At 63.9% G+C, this 18,448-nt stretch carries 19 protein-coding genes; 9 read left to right on the top strand and 10 right to left on the bottom strand.

Annotated features, from left to right (window positions below):
• Positions 1–103: 103 nt before the first annotated feature.
• On the bottom strand, positions 104–1,927 hold the full coding sequence (gene glmS, locus ACVWZA_RS16890; protein WP_457312431.1) for a glutamine--fructose-6-phosphate transaminase (isomerizing): 1,824 nt from the start codon (positions 1,925–1,927) through the stop codon (positions 104–106).
• A gap of 161 nt (positions 1,928–2,088) precedes the next feature.
• On the bottom strand, positions 2,089–3,447 hold the full coding sequence (gene glmU, locus ACVWZA_RS16885; protein ID WP_457312430.1) for a bifunctional UDP-N-acetylglucosamine diphosphorylase/glucosamine-1-phosphate N-acetyltransferase GlmU: 1,359 nt from the start codon (positions 3,445–3,447) through the stop codon (positions 2,089–2,091).
• A gap of 153 nt (positions 3,448–3,600) precedes the next feature.
• Here glmU and ACVWZA_RS16880 point away from each other — a divergent pair, with 153 nt between their 5' ends.
• Complete coding sequence (locus ACVWZA_RS16880; RefSeq protein WP_457312429.1) at positions 3,601–4,293, top strand: HAD-IA family hydrolase; 693 nt, start codon at positions 3,601–3,603, stop codon at positions 4,291–4,293.
• On the opposite strand, the gene ACVWZA_RS16875 is transcribed toward ACVWZA_RS16880, so the two are convergent.
• The 7 genes from ACVWZA_RS16875 to ACVWZA_RS16845 all read right to left on the bottom strand — a co-directional run bounded on the left by ACVWZA_RS16875 (position 4,280) and on the right by ACVWZA_RS16845 (position 8,302).
• Positions 4,280–4,636 carry a DUF4019 domain-containing protein gene (locus ACVWZA_RS16875; protein ID WP_457312428.1) on the bottom strand — a complete coding sequence of 119 codons (357 nt, stop codon included), beginning with the start codon at positions 4,634–4,636 and terminating at the stop codon, positions 4,280–4,282. The two genes, ACVWZA_RS16880 and ACVWZA_RS16875, sit on opposite strands and share 14 nt — an antisense overlap.
• 214 nt (positions 4,637–4,850) lie before the next feature.
• Entirely contained in the window at positions 4,851–5,171 is a 321-nt protein-coding gene (locus ACVWZA_RS16870; protein WP_457312427.1) for a hypothetical protein, read from the bottom strand.
• Positions 5,172–5,258: 87 nt separating this feature from the next.
• Complete coding sequence (locus ACVWZA_RS16865) at positions 5,259–5,465, bottom strand: hypothetical protein (RefSeq protein WP_457312426.1); 207 nt, start codon at positions 5,463–5,465, stop codon at positions 5,259–5,261.
• Between the two features lie 162 nt (positions 5,466–5,627).
• Positions 5,628–6,620, bottom strand: coding sequence for a nucleotidyltransferase domain-containing protein (locus tag ACVWZA_RS16860; protein ID WP_457312425.1), 993 nt, complete (start codon positions 6,618–6,620; stop codon positions 5,628–5,630).
• Entirely contained in the window at positions 6,617–7,513 is an 897-nt protein-coding gene (locus ACVWZA_RS16855; RefSeq protein ID WP_457312424.1) for an HprK-related kinase A, read from the bottom strand. The genes ACVWZA_RS16860 and ACVWZA_RS16855 overlap by 4 nt, the downstream gene beginning before the upstream one ends.
• 97 nt (positions 7,514–7,610) lie before the next feature.
• Positions 7,611–7,883 (bottom strand): HPr-rel-A system PqqD family peptide chaperone, encoded by a 273-nt coding sequence (locus tag ACVWZA_RS16850; RefSeq protein ID WP_457312423.1) that lies wholly within the window; start codon positions 7,881–7,883, stop codon positions 7,611–7,613.
• Positions 7,884–7,885: 2 nt separating this feature from the next.
• Positions 7,886–8,302, bottom strand: coding sequence for a hypothetical protein (locus ACVWZA_RS16845; protein WP_457312422.1), 417 nt, complete (start codon positions 8,300–8,302; stop codon positions 7,886–7,888).
• Positions 8,303–8,395: 93 nt separating this feature from the next.
• Here ACVWZA_RS16845 and ACVWZA_RS16840 point away from each other — a divergent pair, with 93 nt between their 5' ends.
• The 8 genes from ACVWZA_RS16840 (at position 8,396) to ACVWZA_RS16805 (ending at position 17,006) form a co-directional block, all read left to right on the top strand.
• A complete protein-coding gene (locus ACVWZA_RS16840; RefSeq protein ID WP_457312421.1) occupies positions 8,396–9,634 on the top strand; it encodes an ATP-binding protein in 1,239 nt (412 codons plus the stop codon).
• An 83-nt stretch (positions 9,635–9,717) separates the two neighbouring features.
• Positions 9,718–10,767: a substrate-binding domain-containing protein gene (locus ACVWZA_RS16835; RefSeq protein ID WP_457312420.1), complete on the top strand. Its 1,050-nt coding sequence runs from the start codon at positions 9,718–9,720 to the stop codon at positions 10,765–10,767.
• Between the two features lie 72 nt (positions 10,768–10,839).
• The gene (gene pstC, locus ACVWZA_RS16830; RefSeq protein ID WP_457312419.1) at positions 10,840–12,216 is read left to right on the top strand and encodes a phosphate ABC transporter permease subunit PstC; all 1,377 of its coding nucleotides are present in this window, start codon (positions 10,840–10,842) and stop codon (positions 12,214–12,216) included.
• Complete coding sequence (gene pstA, locus ACVWZA_RS16825) at positions 12,209–13,495, top strand: phosphate ABC transporter permease PstA (protein WP_457312418.1); 1,287 nt, start codon at positions 12,209–12,211, stop codon at positions 13,493–13,495. Before pstC ends, pstA begins: the two co-directional genes overlap by 8 nt.
• Entirely contained in the window at positions 13,495–14,262 is a 768-nt protein-coding gene (pstB, locus tag ACVWZA_RS16820; protein WP_183108877.1) for a phosphate ABC transporter ATP-binding protein PstB, read from the top strand. Before pstA ends, pstB begins: the two co-directional genes overlap by 1 nt.
• A 31-nt stretch (positions 14,263–14,293) precedes the next feature.
• The gene (gene phoU, locus ACVWZA_RS16815) at positions 14,294–14,989 is read left to right on the top strand and encodes a phosphate signaling complex protein PhoU (RefSeq protein WP_457312417.1); all 696 of its coding nucleotides are present in this window, start codon (positions 14,294–14,296) and stop codon (positions 14,987–14,989) included.
• A 3-nt stretch (positions 14,990–14,992) separates the two neighbouring features.
• A complete protein-coding gene (gene phoB / locus ACVWZA_RS16810; protein ID WP_457312416.1) occupies positions 14,993–15,685 on the top strand; it encodes a phosphate regulon transcriptional regulator PhoB in 693 nt (230 codons plus the stop codon).
• Positions 15,686–15,884: 199 nt separating this feature from the next.
• Complete coding sequence (locus tag ACVWZA_RS16805; RefSeq protein ID WP_457312415.1) at positions 15,885–17,006, top strand: diguanylate cyclase domain-containing protein; 1,122 nt, start codon at positions 15,885–15,887, stop codon at positions 17,004–17,006.
• Between the two features lie 24 nt (positions 17,007–17,030).
• On the opposite strand, the gene ACVWZA_RS16800 is transcribed toward ACVWZA_RS16805, so the two are convergent.
• Entirely contained in the window at positions 17,031–18,350 is a 1,320-nt protein-coding gene (locus ACVWZA_RS16800; protein WP_457312414.1) for a serine hydrolase domain-containing protein, read from the bottom strand.
• Positions 18,351–18,448: the final 98 nt, after the last annotated feature.

Here is an 18,448-nt window from a genome sequence, read left to right as displayed (position 1 = left end):
GACATCAACAGCTATCAAGCGGCCAACAATTAGTGGACTGTCACCGTAATTCCGACTTGCGCCCAGGCCGACTCTCCGGCCCACATATCTTCACCAACGCCCCTCACTCCACCGTAACGGACTTCGCCAAGTTGCGCGGCTGATCCACATCGGTCCCCTTGAACACCGCGACATGGTACGCGAGCAACTGCACCGGCACCGCGTACACCAGCGGCGCGATCAGCGGGTGGACCTTGGGCATCTCGATCGTCGCGATGGTGTTCTCGCCGGCCTGGGCGATGCCGTCGGCGTCGGAGATCAGCACGACCTGCGCGCCACGCGCCTGGGCTTCCTGCATGTTGCTGACGGTCTTGTCGAACAGCGGGCCTGACGGTGCGAGCACGATCAGCGGTACGCTGTCGTCGATCAGCGCGATCGGGCCGTGCTTCATTTCGCCCGAGGCGTAACCCTCGGCGTGGATATAGCTGATTTCCTTGAGTTTCAGCGCCCCTTCCAGGGCGAGCGGATAATCCGGGCCGCGGCCGAGATACAGCACATCGCGCGCCGCAGCGATCTTCGGCGCCATCGCCTCGATCTCCGCGTCGTGGGAGAGAGCGTTGCTCATCGCCTCGGGCACTTCCTGCAGGTGATGGACGATGTCGCGTTCCTGTTCGGGCGTGAGCTTGCCCTTGGCGCGCGCGAGATTGACCGCGAGCGCGGCCATTACCGCGAGCTGACAGGTGAAGGCCTTGGTCGAGGCGACGCCGATCTCCGGGCCGGCATGCGTGGGCAGCAACAGATCGACTTCGCGCGCCATCGAGCTGGTCGGCACGTTGATGATGCCCGCCGTGGTCAGGCCGGCCGCCTTCATGTGGCGCAGCGCGGCGAGCGTGTCGGCGGTCTCGCCGCTTTGCGAGATGACGATGCCGAGCATGTTGGGGGTAAGGACGGGGTCGCGGTAGCGGAACTCGCTCGCCACATCGACTTCGACCTGGACGCGGGCGAGTTGTTCGATCCAGTATTTGCCGATCATGCCGACATAGGATGCGGTGCCGCACGCGACGATCGCGACGCGTTCGACCGAGCCCAGGTCGAATTCCATATCGGGCGGCGCGACCTGTTCCTCGAGCGGGCGGAGGTACGAGCGCAAGGTCTGTGCGACGACCACCGGCTGTTCGTAGATCTCCTTCTGCATGAAGTGGCGGTGATTGCCCTTGTCCATCAGCTGGCCCGAGGCGCCGCTGTTGACGATCGGGCGGGTGACGGGTTGGTTGTCGCGGTCATAGACCTGTACGCCGGCGCGGGTGATGACCGCCCAGTCGCCTTCCTCGAGATAGGCGATGCGTTGCGTCAGCGGCGCCAGGGCGAGCGCGTCGGAGCCGAGATAATTCTCGCCGTCGCCATAGCCGACGGTGAGTGGCGCGCCGAGCCGGGCGCCGATCAAGAGGTCGGGTTCGGATTTGAACATCACGCCGAGCGCGAAGGCGCCGTGGAGTTTGGGCAGGACATTGGCGACCGCCTCACGCGGTTTGAAGCCGCGGGCGAGTTCGCGATCGATCAGGTGAGCGACGACTTCGGTGTCGGTCTGGCTCTGGAACTGGCGGCCTTCGGCGATCAGTTCGTCGCGCAGCGGTTTGAAATTCTCGATGATGCCGTTGTGGACCAGCACGACGTCGCCGACGATGTGCGGATGGGCGTTGTCGACGGTCGGCGCGCCATGCGTCGCCCAGCGCGTGTGCGCGATGCCGCTATCGCCAGGCAGCGGATGCGCGGTGAGTTCGGCGGCGAGGTTGACCAGCTTGCCCGGCGCGCGGCGGCGGTCGAATTCGCCGTCGTGCACGGTGCAGATACCGGCCGAGTCATAGCCGCGATATTCGAGCCGTTTCAGGCCGTCGAGAAGGCGGTCCGCTACGGGACCCTGGCCGAGAATTCCGACAATTCCGCACATATTCTTCGAATCTCCCCCCTCCCTTTATGGGAGGGGCTGGGGGGTGGGTCGGCGGCAATGGGGGCTCGATGCCCCTATCGTCGCTTTATCGGTGAGGGCGGAGGGGCTCGCTGCGCTCGCCACCCACCCCCAGCCCCTCCCATAAAGGGAGGGGAGTAGGTTTACATCTTCTTCGCCGCCTTCTTAGCTGTCATTGCTTCGCGGAAGCGTTTTGCCCAGCCGGGTTTGGCTTCCTGCTTCGCCCGGGTCAGTACCAGTGCATCCGCCTCGACATCGCTGGTCACGACCGATCCCGCTGCGACGATCGCGCCCGCGCCGATCGAGACCGGCGCGACCAGTGCGCTGTTCGATCCGATGAATGCGCCCGCGCCGATCACCGTCTTCGCCTTGAAATAGCCGTCATAGTTGCAGGTGATCGTGCCCGCACCAATGTTCGCGCCGGCGCCGACCTCCGCATCGCCGAGATAGGTCAGGTGATTGGCTTTAGCGCCGGGGCCGAGAGTGGCCTTCTTCATCTCGACAAAATTGCCGACCTTGGATTTCTCGCCCATCACCGCGCCGGGGCGCAGGCGGGCGAACGGGCCGACCATGGCCTTTGCGCCGATCGTCGCGCCCTCGATATGGCTGAAGCCGTGGATCACCGCGCCGTCGCCGACCGATACGCCCGGACCGAAGAACACGTTCGGTTCGATCACCACGTCGCGGCCGAGTTTGGTGTCGTGCGCGAACCATATTGTGTCGGGCGCGATCAGGCTGACGCCGTCGGCCATTGCCTGGTCGCGGCGCTTCGCCTGCCAGCGGGCTTCGGCATAAGCGAGTTCGGCGCGGCTGTTGATGCCGATCACTTCGTCAGCATCGGTTTCGATGACGATCGCGCGGTCGCCATCGGCGAGTGCAAGCATGACGATGTCGGGCAAATAATACTCACCTGCGGCATTGTCGTTGCCGACACGTTCGAGCAGCGGCCAGAGATCGGCGGCGCGCACCGCCGTCACACCGGAGTTGCACAGGTCGACCGCGCGCTCGGCCTGGGTCGCGTCCTTATATTCGACCATCTTGGCGATCGATCCGTCGGCGCGGGCGATGATCCGGCCATAGGCCTTGGGGTCGTCGGGGCGAAAACCGAGCACGACGACGCGCGGCTCATCCACCGCCTCGAGCCGTCCGGCAAGGCGCGCGATCGTCGCGGTATCCAGAAACGGCGTATCGCCGAAACAGACGATCGCGGTGCCGTCGAACCCGGCCAGCGCATCCTTTGCCTGCAACGCGGCGTGCGCGGTGCCGAGCTGTTCGGCCTGCACCGCCAGCGTCACGGGGTGACCGGCAACCGCAGCTTCGAGTTGTTCGCGGCCTGCGCCCGCAACCACGACACTGCGCGTCGCGCCCGCGCGCTCGAAGCTGTCGATCAGTTGCAGCAGCATCGGCTGCCCCGCGATCGGGTGGAGCACCTTGTGCAGGTCGGACTTCATGCGTGTGCCCTTGCCCGCGGCAAGGATGATCGCGGCGATCGGCTGGGTCATGCCCCCTGCCCTGCCACGACAATATTGCCATTTCCATAGCGATGCTGTCAGAGCGTGTTTGAAAATTCGCAAAAGAGCGAATTTTATAGGCGGTACCGCCCTCCGCAAAATGCGCCTGCGGCGCATTTTCAAACAAATACTGGCACCCGATTCATGACGAAGATTTCATTCGATATCGTGGGTTTCGACCTGGACGGCACGTTCCTCGACACGAGTGGCGATCTGACCGCGTGCGTCAATTATGCGCTCGGCCTGGCCGGCCGGCCCTTGCTCACAGTCGAGCAGGTCAAACCGATGATCGGTGGCGGGGCGAAACACATGCTGACCCAAGGGCTGGACGCGACCGGCGGTTGCGAACCGGACGAGTTGCGCCGGCTCTACAAGCTGATGCTTGGTTATTACGAGGCACATATTTCGGTCCATACCGTGCCGTTTCCGGGCGCGATCGAGGCGCTCAACCAGCTCGACACGCTGGGTGTGAAGAGCGCGATCGTGACCAACAAGTTCGAAAGCTTCGCGCACAAGCTGCTCACCGAACTCGGCCTGATCGACCGCTTCGAGACCGTCATCGGCGGCGATACTATGGGCAAGGGCCTGTCGAAACCGCACCGCGCGCCGATCGACGAGATGATCAGGCGCTGCGGCGGTGGCCGGGCGGCGTTCGTCGGTGATTCGATCTATGACATCATGGCGGCGAAGAATGCGGGGATACCGAACATCGCGGTCAGTTTCGGTTTCCTGATGCAGCCGATCGAGGAACTGGAGGCCGATGCGGTGATCGACGGTTATGACGAGCTGATCCCGACATTAAGCCGGCTGTCGGCCGACCAGCCTAATTGTAGATGAGCGCATTCGAGTTGACGTGATAGCCGGCCAGTTTCGCTTTGCCGTCATCGATCCGGTAGACGAATTGCTCGTCGGCGGTGCCCCTTGCGTAGTTGGCGCCGTAGCCGATCGTCAGGAAATGACCGGCCGGGGAATAATTATTGTTCCACCCGCCCGTTTTTCCCGTTTTGAACGGCCCCAGCTTGCGATGGACCACATCCAGCAGCTTGATGAAATCGGCCTTGCTGCTCGCCCCCTTCAGATCGGCGGACGACCCGTCATAAACCTGCTCGAAACGGCCGGCATCGACCATCTGATGAAACCGATCGATCGCCTTGTTCGTCGCCGGCAAATCATCGGCCATCGAACACGCCATCAACGACAACGGCGCCATCATAGCAAGACACTGATAACGCATGTGATTTTCTCCCAGGACAAATGTCGCACAGGAGCAGGGGGAAGTCGAGCGATCGCGCAAGCAGATTGATCCCGCAGGTGTCGATGCAACCAAGCGCGCCCATAAAAAAAAGGCCCCACTGTCCAGGAGGGGCCTTTCGAGTCGATATCGATGGATGGCGTTATTTTTCGCCGTTGTCCTTCACGCCGACAGTCGGCACGTCGATGGTTTCGGTCTCGGTCTTGACCTTCGGCACTTCGACCTTGGTCTTCTTGGTACCGACGACGACTTCCTTGGAATCCAGATCGACCTCGGGCAGCGCACCGCCCTCGACCGCGACCTTGGGCAGCGCACCGTCCTTGGTCACGTTGGCACTCCAGAATCCGGTCGCGAACAGCAGCCCCACGATCACGACGATCGCAACCAGGATGATTGCGATGGTCGTTCCGCCACTGCGGCGCTTGACGGCGACTGTGTCGGTTTCGTTTCGATAATCACTCATATTAAATCCTCCCGTTTCAACGGTCCTGTAACCGGAACGTCGTTTTATTGTTCCGTGCCAATCGATCGATAAAATTTCCGACGAGTGTCATGCCAGCACATCTTCGGTCGCCTGGAGCCGCAAACGCTCCCTTTTAAAGCTTCGTGGGTTGGTCAAACCCATCGTTTGCATGCGCGCCCGCGTCGCCTCCTGCGATCGACCGATTGCGGCGGCGATCGCCGGGACGGAGTCACCCCGCGCGACACGCTCGCGCAGATCGACGATATCCTCTTCGGACCAGCGTTTGTTGGGCATTGTTCGACCTTCCTGCAAATGACGAAACGAATTCGCGGATGACCGTTTGGACTAGATCGTCTTTCGACGGGCTGAACTCACCTGTCAGCTTATATAAATATTTCTATTCGTTCATCCGATGCGATCCGACGTCGCACTTTGACTGTGCGATCTGGAACGAATTCAGGGCAGAATGTGCCCGTGGCGCCATTTGATCCACAGATGCCGCGCGAGCATCATCGGTGGCATGCGCAGCCAATGCGAACGGACATAGAAACCGAGCCGGGTGAACGGCCGGATCGGCCAGCCCCAGCCGTCGCGCGCGGTCAGGCGGCGGAGATAGAGGCGGTCGGTCAGAGTGAGTTTCGCATCATCACCATATAGCGCCACGGCGAGGCGCAGGGCACGACCGACTTCGCGTTTCAGCCCGTGATGCGTCGCGCGCTTGACCAGCTGGTCGGTACCGAATTCGCCAACCAGGCAATGCACGTCCCACAGGTTGCGCATGCCGCCGGCCAGATCGCCATCGGCGAACAGGTGCGCCGCAGCATGGACCAGCATGTCGTTGGGCGAGAGGGTGCGCATACCCGGCGCGAGTTCGATGCTCCCCACGAGCAACGCGCGCGCGTCCGGCGTGATGCGTGCGGTCAGTGGCAGGATCGTGTGGTGGACGTCGATCATCCGGTCGCGCTCGCGGTGGATCAGCGGCGGCAATTCGTGCATCCAGCGCCGATAATAATCGTCGTCATAGGGGTCGGGCTTGACCCATTCCCAGCCACCGGCGAGCAGCGCCGCCTCGACCATGTCGATCCGGTCGCGCGGCACGAGGATATCGAGATCACCGATCGATCGCCCCTGCCCCGCCGCCAGCCCGGCCGCGACGAACGCGGTGCCCTTGAGCAGCACCACGGCCACACCGAGCGGCGCCAACAGGCGTCGCGCCATCTCCGCTTCCCACAGCGCGACGATGCGCCCTTGCTCTGCCGAAGCGCGTGCATCGTCGAGGATACGCCGCACGGCGTTTGGAACAGGTAGCCCATCGACCCGATGCGCCAGCGTGCCGATCAATTGTTCCGCGCGCGCAATCGCCAGCAGATCGGTCCATCCCGCGCCATCGAGCGCGAGCGCGGTTTCAGGCGCGCTCAGCGCACGGGCGAGCAGCCAGCCATCATTCATGGCGTCGCCTCAAGATCGGTCCCAAGATCGGACCCAAGATCGGCCCAGGCGGCTTCGACCTGCGCCAGCGCGCTGTCGGTATCGGGATAGTCGATCGCGAGCGCCGGGACCGCCTTGACCAGCGAAGTAAGCGCGGTGAAGCCGCGTTCGCCCATCGCGGTGTAGTTGGTCGATGCCTGGGTGAGGCGGACGAACACTTCGCTGTGCGGCACCGCGCGTGATGCGGCTTCATATCCGAAGCTGGGGAACAGCAGCAGCGCCGGTCTGGCGGGCGTCTCCATCGCGGCGATCGCATCGGCGCCGGGCACGAGATGGCGGATATCCCCCTTGGGCGTGCCCGCGAGCAGAGGCCCGAAGCGGCCGTCGGGCACTGCCTGTTCAACCACCCCGATCGCCTGGTTCTTCAGGCTGACCAGCCGGGGAAAGGCGTGCACCAGCCCAGTCGCGGGATCGAGCAGGGCGAATTCGTCACCCATCAGCCGCCAGCCACGTGCACCGAGCAGTGCCGCCAGCGTCGATTTGCCCGAGCCCGACACGCCGGTCAGCAGCAAGGCGCGCCCGTCGCGTTCGACCACCGAGGCGTGGAGCAGCAGATAGCGCCGCTGGCCCAACGCCATTTGCAGGTTCATGCCCATTTCCGCGGCGAGCAACCCTTGCGCGAGCGGCAGTGGCGCTGCCTCGGGCAGCACGAAATCGCCGCCGATCATCACCGATGGGCGCACGAAGCGTCGCCATGGCCGTGCCGCGAACAGCCGGACGTTATAATCCGGCACGCCATCCTGCGGCGCGGGATAGTCCGAATAGAGTTCGGCCAACTGCTCGATCGGGGCGCGCCAGTCGGAGCCGATACGGAAGCCGATCGGCCCGATGCGCACGGAGAAGACGTGCCTCATGACCTGCTGATCACAGCGGGCGGTCCTTTGCCCGTTACCGCTTCGCCGGCCCTTGCCGGGAAAGACGTATAATATGAGTTGAGATCGGCGAGCGCGCTCATGCCGCCTCGACCAACCCGGCCGCGATCAGTTCGTCGAGCCGCGCCGACAGGGCATCCGGTTCGCCATCGGGCATGTCGAAATCGGCCGCGAGGCGCGCGGTCAGCGCGGCCAATGTCATGCCCGCTTCACCCAGCGCCACGAGGATCTCGGGCGCGGGCGCGGTCAGCAAATGGGTGATGCCGGACGAGCGATGGTAAAGCAGCGTAAAATCGTCGAGCCAGTCGATGCACAGCGTCTCGACGCGCGCCGCGCGAAACAGGGTGTCCAAAATCAGCCCCGCGGCATCTGCAACGATGCGAAACAGGTGAAACCGCTGGTGCCCGACTGCAGGCGTCGAATGTAATTGGTGTAGGCGCGGTTGGTTTCGTAATCGGTGCCGGGCAAGCGCCCGCCCGACAACGCCATCTTCACTTCCTGCCCCTTGAACGCCTTGCCGGCGGGCGCGAAGGCGCCGGGTGTCCCCGCTGGGACCAGCGTACCGTCGGCGGCGATATAGCTGCCCGCGCGGCCGGGGTCGGGCACCGGGATCTCACAGGTCAGGATCGACGCCTGGGTCTGTGCCAACGCGGGACGGATCGAGATGATCGCCGACGCGCCGACCGCGCCGAGCATCAGCGCGCGGCGGCGGGTGGTGCCGTCCAGTGGCAACTCGCCTGGCAGTTCAGCTTGTGGAATATCGTCGCTCATCGCCCACCTTTATCCCCCCTGCCCTTTCATATTCGTGAAACACTGGCAAGCGGGCCTATCCCGGTTAAGCACGTTTGCGCTACAGGGCGGCCAATGTTCAGTGGTTTTGGTCCCCGCACGTTCACCGCGATCGGTATCGTCCTTGTGGCGACAGCCGCCGTTTTCCTTATCGGACACAGCGCGCAGGCAGCGCTGGTGACGCTGATCGCCGGCGTCGCAGCAGTGCTCGCCGCCGCCGGCACCGGCGAAGTCGTCCACGAACCAACACCGCCCGCCGCCGAACGCAAGGTCGCCGCCGTGCCCGACCTGGGCGAGGTGATGGAAGCGATCATCGAACCGGTGCTGATCGTCACCGATGGCCGGGTCAGCCATGCCAACAGCGCCGCACGCGCGTTGCTCGGCGGGCATATCATCGGCGAGGATGTGCGCCTGGCGATTCGCCATCCCGCCGCCGCCGAACGGCTGTCCAACCCGCTCGCCGGCCATTCGTCGCGCCCGATCGACCTGGTCGGGCTGGGCACGATGGACCAGCGCTGGGAAATGCGCATCGGCCGCGCGTCGGGCGGCCAGCGCATCGTTCATCTGATCGACCAGACCGGCAATTATGCCGCGGAAAAGATGCGCGTCGATTTTGTCGCCAATGCCAGCCACGAACTGCGCACCCCGCTCGCCTCGATCCTTGGTTATATCGAGACGCTGGGCGACGAGAAGGCGGGCGACGACCCACACGTGCGCAATCGTTTCCTCAAGATCATGTTCGACGAGGCGCGACGCATGCAGCGGCTGGTCGAGGATCTCATCTCCTTGAGCCGAATCGAAGCGGAGAAATACCGCTTGCCCGATCGCGCGGTCGATCTTGCCGCGTTGATCGGCGAGGTCCGTACCGAATTGCATGACGGTCAGGACGGCCGTGGCGACATCGTCGCCGAGATCGAAGCGGATGTGCCGCCGGTCGCGGGCGATCAGGCGCAGTTGAGCCAGGTGCTGCACAATCTGATCGGCAATGCGAAAAAATATGGCCGGGCCGGCGCGCCCGTTTCGGTGCGGCTTTGGCGCGACCAGACCAACATGGTGCGGATCAGCGTCGCGGATCAGGGCGACGGCATCGCGCCAGAACATATCCCGCGCCTGACCGAGCGATTCTATCGCGTCGATCCGGGCCGCAGCCGCGCGGCGGGCGGTACCGGACTTGGGCTCGCGATCGTCAAGCATATCGTCGAGCGGCACCGTGGGCGGCTGGATATCGCCAGTACGGTCGGCAAAGGCACTACGGTGACGATTTTGTTGCCGGCCCATCAAAGTCCCGCCGGGGCCACTGTCACAAAAACGTAACGCTATTGTCACACAGGCGCCTCCATCGCGGTGCTAGCGCGATCCGGCGAGTCGATCCGACCTCGCTCTGCCTTGGGGGTCCCATGTTCAAGAACATCGCGCTTATCGCCGTTTCCGCGCTCGCGCTCGCGGCTTGCCAGGATCAAGCCAATGGCGGCGGCGCCGGCTCGCGCGACCAGATCAAGGCGGTCGGATCGTCGACGGTCTATCCGTTCACGACGATCGTCGCCGAACAATTCGTCAACAAGAACCCGGGCATGAAGGCGCCGGTGATCGAATCGACCGGCACGGGCGCCGGCATGAAGCTGTTCTGCGCCGGCGTCGGTGCCGCGCATCCCGATATCGAGGCCGCGTCGCGCCGCATGAAAGCGTCGGAATATGCCAGCTGCAAGACCAACGGCGTTGGCGACATCATCGAGATCCAGGTCGGTCTGGACGGCATCGCCTTTGCCGAGGCGAAGAACGGGCCAAAGCTGCAGCTGACCCCGGCCGACCTGTACAAGGCGCTTGCCGCGAAGCCCGAAGGCAAGGCGAATGCCTACAAGACCTGGAAGGAGGTCAATCCGGCACTGCCGGCGATTCCGATCCAGGTTTATGGCCCGCCCTCGACCAGCGGCACGCGCGATGCGCTGACCGAGCTAATCCTCGACAAGGGCTGTGCCGAGGTGACTCCGAGCGTCAAGGCGCTGAAGGACAGCGATAAGGATGCCTATGCCGCCGCCTGTAACCGCATCCGCGAGGACGGCGCCTATATCGACGCCGGCGAGAACGACAATCTGATCGTCCAGAAGCTGCAGTCGAACCCCAATGCGGTCGGGATTTTCGGTTATTCCTATCTCGAGGAGAATATCGACAACCTCAACGGCGTGCCGTTGAACGGGATCGCGCCGACCTATGAGACGATCGCGCAGAACCAATATCCCGGTTCGCGACCGCTCTATATCTACGTCAAAAAGGCGCATCTCGCGGCGATCCCGGGCCTGCAAAAATTCCTCGATGAATATGTCGCGGCGTGGAACCCCGGCGGTCCATTGACCGCCAAGGGCCTGATCGCCTCACCACAGGATGTGCGGACCAGTTCGGCCGCGATCGTCAAGGCAGCGAAGCTGCTCGATCCAACCAAGCTGAAATAACGATGCTGAAATAGTGATATTGCGCTCCGGTCGCACGACCGGAGCGCATCCTCCGACACGAGACTTTTCGCGTTGTCCACGCTCGCCCTTCTTTTCCTGATTGCCGGACTTGGCCTGATCGCCTGGTTGTCCGCGCGCGTCCGCGCGGTCAGTTTCCGCCGCGACAGCACGGCCCGGTTCAGCTCGCTGCCGTCGCATCACGGCACCTATGTCGCGCTGTGGACGCTGCTGCCGGCCGCGTTGTTTATCGTGATCTGGTCGTCGGTCTCGCCTGCGCTGGTCACCGATGCCGTGCTGACCTCACCCGCCGCGGCGCAATTGCCGCCGCCGGGCTTCGAGCGCGCCGCGGTGTTGTCGGAGGCGCGCAACATCGCCGATGGCCGCACCTTCGGGTCGTTAAACCCGATCGCACAGCAACTCGCCCCGGCCTATGGCGCGGCGCAATCGCGCTACGACTGGATCGGCACCGGCGCCGCGCTACTGCTCGCCTTTGCCGCAGGCGCCTGGGCCTATCTGCGCGTCAAGCCGGACTTCCGCGCGCGGACGCGAGTCGAGCGCGTCGTGATGCTGTTGCTGCTCGCCGCCTCGCTGATAGCGATCCTGACCACGGTCGGTATCGTCGCCTCCCTGCTGTTCGAATCGTGGCGCTTCTTCAAGATCGTGCCGATCGGCGATTTCCTGTTCGGCACGCATTGGAGCCCGCAAGTCATTCCCGCCAATGATCCGGGCAGCGCGCTGGGCGCGGTGCCGCTGTTCTGGGGCACATTCTTCATCGGCGCGGTGATCGCGATGATCGTCGCGATCCCGTTCGGCCTGATGAGCGCGATCTATCTGACGCAATATGCCGCGCCGCGCGTGCGCCGCTGGATGAAGCCGATCCTCGAGATGCTCGCCGGCGTGCCGACCGTGGTCTATGGCTATTTCGCCGCGCTGACCGTGGCGCCGGCAGTGCGCGATCTCGCCGTATCGCTCGGCGTGACCTGGGCCAGTTCGGAAAGCGCGCTCGCCGCCGGGCTGGTGATGGGCGTGATGATCATCCCGTTCGTGTCGTCGATGGCCGATGATTCGATCGCCGCCGTGCCCTCCTCGATGCGCGACGGCAGCCTGGCGATGGGCGCGACGCCGTCGGAGACGATCCGCAAGGTGCTGCTGCCCGCCGCCCTGCCCGGCGTGGTCGGCGGCGTGCTGCTCGCAATCTCGCGCGCGATCGGCGAGACGATGATCGTTGTGATGGCTGCGTCGGGCGTCGCGACATTATCGCTCAACCCGTTCGCCAGCGCGACCACGGTGACCAAACAGATCGTCGACCTGCTGACCGGCGAGGCCGAGTTCGACAGCGCCAAGACGCTCGCCGCCTTCGCGCTCGGCCTGACCCTGTTCGTGGTTACGTTGCTGCTCAACATCATCGCGCTGACCGTCGTCAAACGGTATCGGGAAGCATATGAATAGCGTGTCCTCCACTCTCGCCAATTTGGTGCCGGACCGCGCGCCGACCGACTGGCGGACGAACGCGATGCAGCGCCGCATCCGCCGCCGTTATGCCGCCGAGCGCCGCTTCCGGCTGCTCGGGCTGTGTGCGGTGCTGGTCTCGGCGGGTTTCCTTGCTTTCCTGCTGGTGTCGATGTTCCTCAACGGTGCGACCGGTTTCACGCAGAGCGAGATCAAGCTGCCGATCGATTTGGCGCGATCGAGCGTGATGCTCGATCCAGCGCAGCTCGGCGGCAAGAATGCCGATGTCGCGCTGGCCGCCGCGGGCCTGGAAAAAGCGACCGACGACGCGGCGATCGCCGCGTTCGGACCCGGAGGTGACAAGTTGCTATCCGACGGCGCGTGGCTGCGCGTGCGCGATGCGGTGAAGTCCGATCCGACATTGCTGGCCATGCGAACGATCATCTCCGTCCCCGCCTCAGCCGCGATCGATATCGCAGTGAAGGGTGAAGGCTCGCCCGACGCGGAGAAGCTGGCCGCACGGCTGCAGTCACGTGGGCTGATGACGACCGGCTTCAACCCGCGATTCCTGACCAATTCGGATTCGACTGATCCGACCATGGTCGGCATCTGGGGCGCGCTGAAGGGTTCGTTGTTCACGATGCTGGTGACGCTGTTGCTCGCCTTCCCGATCGGCGTGCTGTCCGCGCTATATCTCGAGGAATATGCGCCGAGGAATCGCTGGACCGACCTGATCGAGGTATCGATCAACAATTTGGCGGCAGTGCCGTCGATCATCTTCGGGCTGCTGGGTCTTGCGGTGTTCCTTGGCACCTTCAACCTGCCGCGCTCGGCGGCCTTGGTCGGCGGGCTGACGCTTGCGCTGATGACCATGCCGGTGATCGTCATCGCCGGGCGAAACGCGATCAAGTCGGTGCCGCCATCGATCCGCGACGCGGCACTCGCGGTCGGTGCGAGCCCGATCCAGGTCGTATTCCACCATGTCCTTCCGCTCGCCTTGCCCGGCATCCTGACCGGTACGATCATCGGCATGGCGCGCGCGCTCGGCGAGACCGCGCCGCTGCTGATGATCGGCATGCGCGCGTTCATGGTGTCGCCGCCCGAGCGACTGACCGACCCGTCGACCGTGCTGCCGGTGCAGATTTTTCTATGGTCCGACCAGGTCAATCGCGGTTTCGTCGAAAAGACCAGCGCGGCGATCATCGTCCTGCTGGTGTTCCTGCTCGCGATGAACGGGCTTGCCATCTACCTCCGCAACAAATTCGAGACCCGCTGGTGATGACCGAACAACATCTGAAAATCACCGCCCGCAACGTGAACGTCTTCTATGGCGCGAAACAGGCGATCACCGACGTTTCGATCGACGTCGATCAGGACAATGTCACCGCGTTCATCGGCCCGTCGGGCTGCGGCAAGTCGACCTTCCTGCGCACCCTCAACCGGATGAACGATACGGTCGCCAGCGCGCGGGTCGAGGGCGATATCCGGCTCGATGGCGAGGATATCTATGCATCGTCGATGGACGTCGTGCAGCTCCGCGCGCGGGTCGGTATGGTGTTCCAGAAACCAAATCCGTTCCCCAAGTCGATCTATGAGAATGTCGCTTACGGCCCGCGCATTCACGGGCTGGCCGGGAGCAAGACCAATCTCGACGGGATCGTCGAACAGTCGCTGAAGCGCGCCGGTTTGTGGGACGAGGTCAAGGACCGGCTGACGGAAAGCGGCACCGCCTTGTCGGGCGGGCAGCAGCAGCGACTGTGCATTGCGCGTGCGATCGCGGTCGACCCCGAAGTGATCCTGATGGACGAGCCCTGTTCGGCGCTCGATCCGATCGCCACCGCCAAGATCGAGGAACTGATCCACGAATTGCGTGGCCGCTATGCGATCGTCATCGTCACGCACAATATGCAGCAGGCCGCGCGTGTCTCGCAAAAGACCGCTTTCTTCCATCTTGGCACACTGGTCGAATATGGTGCGACCTCGGACATCTTCACCAATCCGCGCCAGGAGCGGACCAAGGACTATATCACCGGCCGTTACGGCTGATCATCGGGACCCCCGGTTAGGATTTGGAATTGTGAGTGAGCATACGGTAAAGGCTTTCGACGAGGATATCGGCGAACTGCGCGGGCTGATTGCGCAGATGGGCGGATTGGCCGAACAGGCGATCGGCGCCGCGATCGACGCGTTGCAGCGCCACGATCTCGCCGCCGCGGCCAAGGTCGTCGCCGGCGACAAGAAAATTGACGCGATCGAGATGCAGGTCGAGCAGCTTGCCGTGCGCATCATCGCGCTGCGCGCGCCGATGGCCGACGATCTGCGCGAGGTGGTCGCCGCGCTGAAAATCGCCAGCGTGGTCGAGCGCATCGGCGATTATGCCAAGAACATCGCCAAGCGAGTGCCGGAGATCGACGCCCATAGCGAGATCGAGCCGCTGTCGATCCTCCCTGCCATGGCCGATCTGGCCAAGGCGATGGTGCATGACGTGCTCGACGCCTTTGCCGCCCGCGACGCCCAGGCGGCGGTGGAGGTGTGCGAGCGCGACCGCGCGGTCGATGATTTCTACAACAGCCTGTTCCGGGTTTTCGTCACGCACATGATGGAGAACCCCAAGACGATCAGCCAGGTCGCACAATTATTGTTCATCGCCAAAAATCTCGAACGGGTCGGCGATCACGCCACCAATGTTGCCGAGATGGTTTATTATGCCGCGACTGGCGAACATATGGCCGAACGGGACCGTAGTTCGCTGATCACGAACGAGGAGATTTAAGTCATGGCACGAGCCAGGATGTTGCTGGTCGAAGACGATGCCGCTCTTGCCGAGCTGCTCGTCTGGCACTTCAAGCGTGAGGATTTCGAGATCACGCACACCCCCGATGGCGAGGAAGCGTTGCTGCTCGCCAAGGAGGCGACGCCGGATATCGTGCTGCTCGACTGGATGGTCGAGGGACTGTCCGGGATCGAAGTGTGCCGTCGCCTGCGCCGCATGCCCGAAACGCAGAATGTGCCGATCATCATGCTCACCGCGCGCGGCGAGGAAGAGGATCGCGTGCGCGGACTGGAAACCGGCGCGGACGATTATGTCACCAAGCCCTTCTCCCCGCGCGAACTGGTCGCGCGGGTTGGCGCGGTGCTGCGCCGTGTGCGGCCGGCGCTGGCCGGCGAACAGCTGACCTATGCCGATATCGAGATGGACACGGTTGGCCACAAGGTACGGCGATCGGGCGATTTCATCCCGCTGGGGCCGACCGAATTCCGCCTGCTCAAGCATTTCCTGGAGCATCCCGGCTGGGTCTTTTCGCGCGAGCGCTTGCTCGATGCGGTGTGGGGGCATGATTCCGACATCGAATCGCGCACCGTCGACGTGCATATCCGGCGGCTGCGCAAGGCGATCAACGAAGGTGGCCGCACCGACATCATCCGCACCGTGCGATCGGCCGGATACGCGCTGGATTCGGCGGCCTGACGGGCAGGCGCCGCGCCACGACGTACCGAGCGCGGTGTGTGCCGATCACGAACGAATGTGCTCCCGGTCCTCTGCCATGGCGGCGACAATGAGCGATGTGCCGTTCAGGGATGGTGCTAACGCCGGGATCGGTTGAATCGGTAGATCATACAGTTCGTTAACCAGCGGCGCGTACCTTGGCGGCACGAGGTGCGTGCCAGTGTTCCGATCTGCAATCGCTATCCCCGAGGGGACCTATGTCGAACTCGTCCAGAGCCTGTTCAGGACGCTCCTGACCACGTCTATCATCGCGATTTCATTCATCGCCGTGGCGTTTATCGTGTCTTCCCAGACACCCGATCCCGCCCTGACCCTGCTTACAATCCTCGGATCGATATCGGTCGTCGCCCGGCTCGTCATCTTGCTGCTCTTCCGGGGGCAGGCTGCCGACGCCGGACTGGGCGTGGCGAGGGCACACCAACTTGAGCGCTTGTTTGCCGTGAGTTACCTGAGCTTCGCCGCGATCTTCGGTATATTCAGCGCGCGCGCCTTCGTCGTTGCGACGCCAGACGCGCATGTTCTCGTCATCGGCCTGCTGGTGGGGTATGCGGCGGGAGTCGCGGCGGGGATAGCGTTACGCCCTTGGATCAGCGTGAGCGCCGTGGTCTTCGGCGTGGTGCCGACGATTCCGGTAGCCCTGGCGAGCGGCAACCCCATTTACTGGGCGCTCGGAGCGCTCCTGGCGATCTTTCTTGCCGGGGGCATCCACAGCATCCTTTCCAACTACCGGCTCTCCTCCGGCGGGATCACGATGAAGCGGCTTTTCGCCGACATGGCGCAGAGCGATGTCCTGACCGGCTTGCCGAACCGCTTCGGCCTTGGGGAGCGGTTCAATGAGGTGACTATGTTGGGACGCGACAGCGGTGACGTTGCCGTCCATTGCCTTGATCTGGATCACTTCAAACCGGTCAACGATCGATACGGACACCCCGTTGGCGATCTTGTATTACAGGCCGTGGCGGATCGCTTGTCTCGCACACTCCGCGGTGGTGATTTTGCGGCACGCGTCGGCGGCGACGAATTCGTGATCGTTCAGAGCGGCGTCAGGGATGCCACAGAAGCTGACCTGCTTGCGCGGCGGGTCGTGCGCGTCATCTCCGAACCCTATAATATTGGCGATCTCAAGATTACCATCGGCACAAGCATCGGGTTTGTTCTCGTGTCAGGACACGGGCACGGACTCGACAAGCTCATCGAGTCTGCGGACGAGGCGCTATTAAGGGCAAAGGGTGCCGGTGGCGGGTGCGCCACCCACGCTATTGGCCTGCGACGCACAGCCTGATCCCGCAGCGGCACGCCCGCGGCCTTATCTGGCGGAAGATCGTCGCGTTTCACCTGACCGCACTACGGCAGCAACCCCATCCGGCTCCTCGGTACGCGCCTTGAGATCAAGCCAGTCGGTTGGCGGGAGGCCGTACAGCATATCGAAGAATTCGAGCTGCAGCCGGGCTGCCGTGGCCCGGTTACTGTTCCACAGCAGCACGATGCCGCTCCTGTCCGCCGGATCGAAAAGAATGAGCGAGCCATAGCCGTCGACCGACCCACGGTGGCCGACCAGAGAATGGCCGGCATAGGTAAAGCTTCGCCAGGCCAGACCGTAGGAGGCATTCTTCAGCGCGCGGTCCATCGCCCCGCGCGGGCCGTGCGGCGGCGTAGGCACCCTGGCGCGGTGCATGGCGTTCAGATCTGCAGGTGACAGCACGCTCGGCGCGTCGCCCATCTGTGCGCGCATCCAGCGGGTGAGGTCGTTGATCGAGGAATTGACACCGCCCGCCGCCGGGATGCGATAATAGGCCTCATCCAGTTTCGCGGTATTCCTGGCCAGGTGATGCGGCCGCGCCCAGCTCGCCGCGCTCTCCAGCCCGGCACGGCCGACGCTTGCGTTGGTCATGCCCAGCGGCACGAACAGCCGCGCGCGAGCGACGGTCGCATAGTCTTGTCGCGTGACCCGCTCGACGATCTCGGACGCGGCGTCGAAGGCGATGTTCTGATATGCGTAACAGGTCGCCGGCGGGCAGTAAGGCGGCAGAGTGCCGAGCTGAGCACGGATCAGCTTCGGATCCTCGCCCGCCTCCAGCCGGTCGTCCCAGGCGTTGCGGACCAGGCCGAGGCGGTGCGAAAGCAGATCGGCCACCGTGACGCGCCTGGAATCGCCTGGGAGCGTAAGAGTCGTGCCCATAGTCAATAGCGGCGCATCGAGCGACAGCCGGCCATCCTCGGCGAGCTTGGTGACCAGCGCGGAGGCCACGCCCTTGGAAAGGGACGCCCAGCGGAATACGGTGTCAGGCGTGACGCGGTCGCCCGAACCCGCCAGCGTCTCACCATAGCCCCGCACGAACCGCACCTGTCCCCGCTCGACCGTACCGATCGCCAGGCCGACCATGTCGGGCTCCTGCATCAGCTTGACGATCCGCTCGTCCAGTCGCCGATAATCGGCGCGCGACGGCTCGTCGTGGGCGGTTTGGCCGTCCGATAGCGCGATCGTGACGCTGTTGGCCGGTTTTGCGGCTGGGTCCCGCTCCAATCTGGTGATGCCCAGAACCGCTCCGGCGCCCACAAGCGCGGCAAGCCCCAGAACCACGTAGCGCTTCGCTCCTCGCCGCTGCGTGCTCGTCAATTTCTGCATTCTCGTTTCGACTTCCCGGGCATGGCTCCGGCGATCGCTCATGGAGCCTCGGCGCTGTGTTGCCAACCGCATGGGATGCACCGGGCAGAGAATTCGAA

The organism is Sphingomonas sp. UYAg733 (assembly GCF_054057355.1).
Note: the sequence above shows the minus strand (reverse complement) of the source record. Positions and strands in the feature narration are given on the sequence as shown.